The following is a 5,907-nucleotide window of genomic DNA, read 5'->3' on the forward strand; positions in this document are numbered from 1 at the left end:
AGCCGGCGGACGCCAGCCAATCGCCTCGATGCGCCAGACCGTGGTGGTCGGCGATCTCGCGTAGCGGCGCCAGCGGCTGCGCGAACAACGCCGGATCGTCGACGCACGCGGTCCAGACCGCCTCGGGAAAGAACCTCGGCTCGTCGGCGTCGAGCGTGTCCGCCAACAGCGCGCCCACACCCGCGTCCGCGCCGGAGGGGGGCGTGCCGACCCGCTCCAAGGCGAGGCCGGCTGTGGTCAGCCGCAGCCCGACCAGATCGCCCGCGGCGGCCCCCAACGCCGCCAGTGTGCCCGGCTCCAACAGCAGCGCCCCGCCCGGATCGACCGCCCCGTCGGGGATACCCCGCTGTTCGAGCAGCTCGTCGTCGAACTCGGCCAACGCGATCTGGACCGCCGAACCGTCGGCGAGGCGGCCGTACTGCTCGTGCTCGCAGAGCGTGGTGATCGGGTCCAGGTCCGGGGTCACCCCGAGTAGGTCGTGGACTGCCTCGTTCGCGCCGAGCCGATGGCTGAACACCCGCCCGGCCAGCAGCGCGGGCAGCCACATCCACCGGTCGTCGTCTAATTGCGCGGCCCGACAATCAATTTCCAGGTGAAGGGCGTCCAGGACGGCATCGGAATCGGTCACGCCGGCTTCCTGCAGCCGACGTGCGATGTCCTCCTCGGGTAACGGGCCGTGTTCGGCCAGGATTGTCGCCAGGGCTTGCATCGGATCGACTGGTTCGGTCACGACGGCCACCCTTGCACACCGGGCTCACGATTCGTTCCCTCGGTTGGCGTCTGACGTCGCCGGCCGCCGATCGCTTGTCGGTGTGGGCACATAGCATGAGAAACGACGTGTCCAGTGAGCGCTCAGAAAGGGGCCGGGTGGCTGATCGCCTGATCGTCAAGGGTGCGCGCGAGCACAACCTGCGCGGTGTCGATCTTGATTTGCCGCGCGATGCATTGATCGTGTTCACCGGGCTGTCGGGCTCGGGGAAGTCATCGCTGGCGTTCGACACGATCTTCGCCGAAGGGCAACGACGCTACGTCGAGTCGCTCTCGGCGTACGCCCGCCAGTTCCTCGGGCAGATGGACAAGCCCGACGTCGACTTCATCGAGGGCTTGTCCCCGGCGGTGTCCATCGACCAGAAGTCGACCAACCGCAACCCCCGGTCCACGGTCGGCACCATCACCGAGGTCTACGACTACCTGCGTCTGCTGTACGCCCGCGCGGGCACACCGCACTGCCCGGTCTGCGGCGAACGGATCGCCCGCCAGACTCCGCAGCAGATCGTCGATCAGGTGCTGGTCATGCCTGAAGGAACCCGCTTCCAGGTGCTCGCGCCGGTGGTGCGGACCCGCAAAGGCGAATTCGCCGACCTCTTCGAAAAACTCAACGCGCAGGGCTATAGCCGCGTCCGGGTCGACGGCGTGGTGCATCCGCTGACCGATCCGCCGAAGCTGAAGAAGCAGGAAAAGCACGACATCGAGGTGGTGGTGGACCGCCTGACCGTCAAGGCCAGCGCGAAGCAGCGGCTCACCGATTCGGTCGAGACCGCGCTGAACCTCGCCGACGGCATCGTGGTGCTGGAGTTCCCAGATCGGGAAGCCCAGGAGCCCGGTCATCCCCGCGAGCAGCGGTTCTCCGAGAAACTGGCCTGCCCCAACGGGCACGCGCTGGCCGTCGACGACCTGGAGCCGCGCTCGTTCTCGTTCAACTCGCCCTACGGCGCCTGCCCGGAGTGCGTCGGTCTGGGCATCCGCAAAGAAGTCGACCCCGATCTGGTGGTGCCCGACCCGGATCGCACCCTGGCCGAGGGTGCGGTGGCGCCCTGGTCGATGGGCCACACCGCGGAGTACTTCACGAGAATGATGGCGAGCCTGGGTGAATCCATGGGCTTCGATGTCGACACTCCGTGGCGCAAGCTTCCGGTCAAAGCGCGCAAGGCCATTCTGGAGGGCTGCGACGAGCAGGTCCACGTCAAATACCGCAACCGCTACGGCCGCACCCGGTCTTATTACGCCGACTTCGAGGGTGTGCTGGCGTTCCTGGAGCGCAAGCTGGATCAGACCGAATCCGAGCTGATGAAGGAACGCTACGAGGGCTTCATGCGTGACGTTCCGTGCCCGGTGTGCGACGGCACGCGGCTCAAGCCGGAGATCCTGGCGGTAACCCTGGCCGCGGGGGAGCAGGGCGCGAAGTCGATCGCACAGGTCTGCGAGCTCTCCATCTCCGACTGCGCCGAGTTTCTCAACGGGCTCACGCTGGGCACCCGCGAGCAAGCGATCGCGGGCCAGGTGCTCAAGGAGATCCAGTCGCGGCTGGGCTTTCTGCTCGACGTCGGACTGGAGTACCTCTCGCTGTCCCGGGCGGCGGGCACGCTATCCGGTGGCGAGGCGCAGCGCATCCGGCTGGCCACCCAGATCGGCTCCGGCCTGGTCGGGGTGCTCTACGTGCTCGACGAGCCGTCGATCGGTCTGCACCAGCGGGACAATCGCCGGCTCATCGAAACCCTCACTCGCCTAAGGAATCTGGGCAACACCCTGATCGTCGTCGAGCACGACGAGGACACCATCGCGCACGCCGACTGGGTGGTCGACATCGGTCCGGGCGCGGGTGAACACGGCGGCCACATCGTGCATAGCGGCACCTACGCCGACCTGCTGACCAACAAGGAGTCGATCACCGGCGCCTACCTGTCCGGCAAGCAAAGCATCGCGGCCCCGACGATTCGGCGCCCGGTGGACAAGAAGCGTCAGCTTACGGTCGTCGGCGCCAACGAGCACAACCTGCGTGGCATCGACGTGGCGTTCCCGCTCGGCGTGCTGACGTCGGTGACAGGAGTCTCGGGTTCGGGCAAGTCGACGTTGGTCAACGACATCCTGGCCTCGGTGCTGGCCAACCGGCTCAACGGAGCCCGCCATGTCCCGGGCCGGCACACCCGCGTCACCGGGCTGGACAATGTCGACAAGCTGGTGCGGGTCGACCAGTCACCGATCGGTCGTACCCCGCGATCCAACCCGGCCACCTACACCGGGGTCTTCGACAAGATCCGCACGCTGTTCGCGGCGACCACCGAGGCCAAGGTGCGTGGCTATCAGCCGGGCCGGTTCTCGTTCAACGTCAAGGGCGGTCGCTGCGAGGCGTGTACCGGAGACGGCACCATCAAGATCGAGATGAACTTTCTGCCGGACGTGTATGTGCCCTGCGAGGTGTGCAACGGCGCCCGGTATAACCGCGAGACCCTCGAGGTGCACTACAAGGGCAAGACGATCTCCGAGGTGCTCGACATGTCGATCGAAGAAGCCGCGGAATTTTTCCAGCCGATCACCGGTATCCACCGCTATCTGCGCACGCTGGTCGACGTCGGGCTGGGCTACGTGCGACTGGGCCAGCCCGCGCCGACGCTGTCCGGCGGTGAAGCGCAGCGGGTCAAGCTGGCCTCGGAGTTGCAGAAGCGCTCCACCGGTCGCACCGTCTACATTCTCGACGAGCCCACCACCGGTCTGCATTTCGAGGACATCCGCAAGCTGCTCGGCGTCATCAACGGGCTTGTCGACAAAGGCAATACCGTCATCGTCATCGAGCACAACCTGGACGTGATCAAGACCTCGGATTGGGTTATCGACATGGGTCCTGAGGGCGGTGCCGGCGGCGGCACCATCGTCGCCGAGGGCACCCCGGAAGATGTCGTGGCGGTGCCGGAGAGCTACACCGGCAAGTTCCTCGCCGAGGTACTCGCCGATACCGGCAAGCCCGCGGCGACAACGACCAAGCGCACAGCTAAGCGCCGCAAAGTCAGTGCGTAACCCCGCGCCGAGTGTGCGGGTCATTGCCGCTCGTGGCGGGAAAGCAGCCGTACAAGTTGCACACTGGCTGAACCACGGCCGTCGACCTCAATGGTTGTCGTTGCGCATCGATTCGCGGATCTGGGCCAGCCGAGCGGCGGCGGCGCGCTGCCGGGCCTCGAATTGCTCGTCCACGTCACGACCTTCGGGGGACTGAGCATCCAATTCGGCTGACCCGATTGATGTTTGGTATCGGGACTCGATCTTGTCGCGGACCGAGTCGAACGTCGGAATTCCCGAACTCGTGTAGTTGGTATCGGCGTCAGGCGCAGCGGCGGAGGTTTCCGGCTCGTCGGGCACGATGCCACGCTACCCGTGGCGTTCCCGATTATCGACCGATCGACCCGACGAGGCCGGCCAGGTCGACGGCAGTGGAATGCGCGCAATGCCCGGGGTATCGAGTCGACCGGCCAACCAGGGCAGCGCCGCGGCGAAGGGCCAGTCGTGGTTTCCCGACTGTGCGACGATCGTGCAGTCGATGCCGTCGGCGCGGCCCAGGTCGCACAGCGACCCCGCCGCCGCGGTCTGGCCAGCCGCTGTGGGGCCGTATTCTCGGCCGAGGGTGGTGTCGCCGGCGACCGAGATGCCGGGGTGGCGCTTGGTCGGAGTTTGTGACGGCACGGCAAACCAGCCCGAATACCGTCATAGCGGCCATGTTGCGTGTCGGCCAGTTCCTCGATCGTCGTTGCAGCGTTGCCGGCACGCAGCCAGTCGGCGGGAGTGTTGAACTCGCCGCCGATCATCATCACGGTCGGCAGCGGCGGCGGTGGGTCAGTGGAAAACCAGGCCGGCGGCAGGTACACACCAATCCGTGCATCAACGACGTGTGGTTCGACGTTCGCCGGTGAACCTGTCACGTAGTCCATTGTCGTCTCTTTTACATGCTGTGAGCATGAGTTTTGCGACCCCGATGGTCCGCGTATCGACGACTTGGTCAGCGCGGCTTGGCCAGCGGGAAGGGCAGCGTCTCGCGGATGCTGCGGCCGGTGACGAGCATGACGACCCGGTCGACGCCCATCCCGAGGCCACCGGTAGGCGGCATCGCATATTCCATGGCCTGCAGGAAATCTTCGTCGAGCTCCATGGCTTCGGGATCGCCGCCCACTGCCAGGAACGACTGGTCTTCCAGCCGGCGTCGCTGCTCGACAGGATCGGTGAGTTCGCTGTAGGCGGTGCCCAGTTCGACGCCCCACGCGACCAGATCCCATCGCTCGGCCAGCCCGGGCCGGCTGCGGTGCGGCCGGGTCAGTGGCGACACCGACGAGGGGAAGTCGATATAGAACGTCGGCCGCTCGGTGCGGTGTTCGACGAGGTGCTCGTAGAGTTCGAGCACCACCGCGCCGGCATCCCAGCGCGCCAGGTACGGGACCTTCGCCGCATCGGACAACCGGTGCAGGGCGGACAGGTCGGTATTCGCGTCGATGTGCTCACCGAGTGCCTCGGAGACCGCGTCGTGGACGGTTTTCACCGGCCATGCACCGGAGATGTCCACCTCGACCAGCGCGCCGCCCGCATCGGGCCGCAGCACCACCGGGGCACCGTTGGCGGCCTGCGCGGCGTTCTGAATCAACTCCCGGCAGCCGTCGATCCAGTCTTTATAGTCCGCGTGCGCCTGATACGCCTCCAGCAGGGTGAACTCCGGGTTGTGGCTGAAGTCGACCCCCTCGTTGCGGAAAGCCCGGCCTAGCTCGAAGACGCGTTCCATCCCGCCGACGCACAACCGCTTGAGGTACAGCTCGGGTGCGATCCGCAGGTACAGGTCGAGGTCGTAGCTGTTGATGTGGGTGACGAACGGGCGGGCGGTCGCACCGCCGTGAATCTGTTGCAGGATCGGGGTTTCGACCTCCACGAATCCCTTGTCGTTCAGCGTGTCCCGGATCGCACGAAGCACGTTGCTGCGGGCTGTGATCAGCTCGCGCGACTCGGAATTGACGGCTAGGTCTATGTAGCGACTGCGCACCCGCACCTCGGGGTCGGTCAGACCCTTCCACTTGTTCGGCAGTGGCCGCAGACACTTACCGATCAGCCGCCAGCGGTGCACGAGCAGCGATCGGGTACCGGTCTTGCTGTATCCCA

Annotated in this window: 3 protein-coding genes and 2 pseudogenes; 1 reads left to right on the forward strand and 4 read right to left on the reverse strand. The window is 66.3% G+C overall.

The window, feature by feature from the left end:
* Positions 1 to 709, reverse strand: a pseudogene (locus AC2VOU_RS18040) (hypothetical protein); the annotation flags it as partial.
* 158 nt (positions 710 to 867) lie between these two features.
* On the opposite strand from AC2VOU_RS18040, the gene uvrA reads away from it, so the two are divergent.
* Positions 868 to 3,792 (forward strand): excinuclease ABC subunit UvrA, encoded by a 2,925-nt coding sequence (uvrA, locus tag AC2VOU_RS18045; protein ID WP_486958607.1) that lies wholly within the window; start codon positions 868 to 870, stop codon positions 3,790 to 3,792.
* A gap of 87 nt (positions 3,793 to 3,879) precedes the next feature.
* Here uvrA and AC2VOU_RS18050 read toward each other — a convergent pair whose 3' ends face one another.
* From AC2VOU_RS18050 to lysX, 3 genes and pseudogenes are all read right to left on the reverse strand, one after another.
* Positions 3,880 to 4,131 (reverse strand): hypothetical protein, encoded by a 252-nt coding sequence (locus tag AC2VOU_RS18050; protein ID WP_486958608.1) that lies wholly within the window; start codon positions 4,129 to 4,131, stop codon positions 3,880 to 3,882.
* Between the two features lie 9 nt (positions 4,132 to 4,140).
* Positions 4,141 to 4,634 (reverse strand): annotated as a pseudogene (locus AC2VOU_RS18055) (hypothetical protein); the annotation flags it as partial.
* A 131-nt stretch (positions 4,635 to 4,765) separates the two neighbouring features.
* Positions 4,766 to 5,907, reverse strand: a 1,142-nt coding sequence (gene lysX / locus AC2VOU_RS18060) for a bifunctional lysylphosphatidylglycerol synthetase/lysine--tRNA ligase LysX (protein ID WP_486958609.1), incomplete at its 5' end; no start/stop codon positions are given.

This window comes from Mycobacterium sp. TH-M25, from assembly GCF_057473665.1.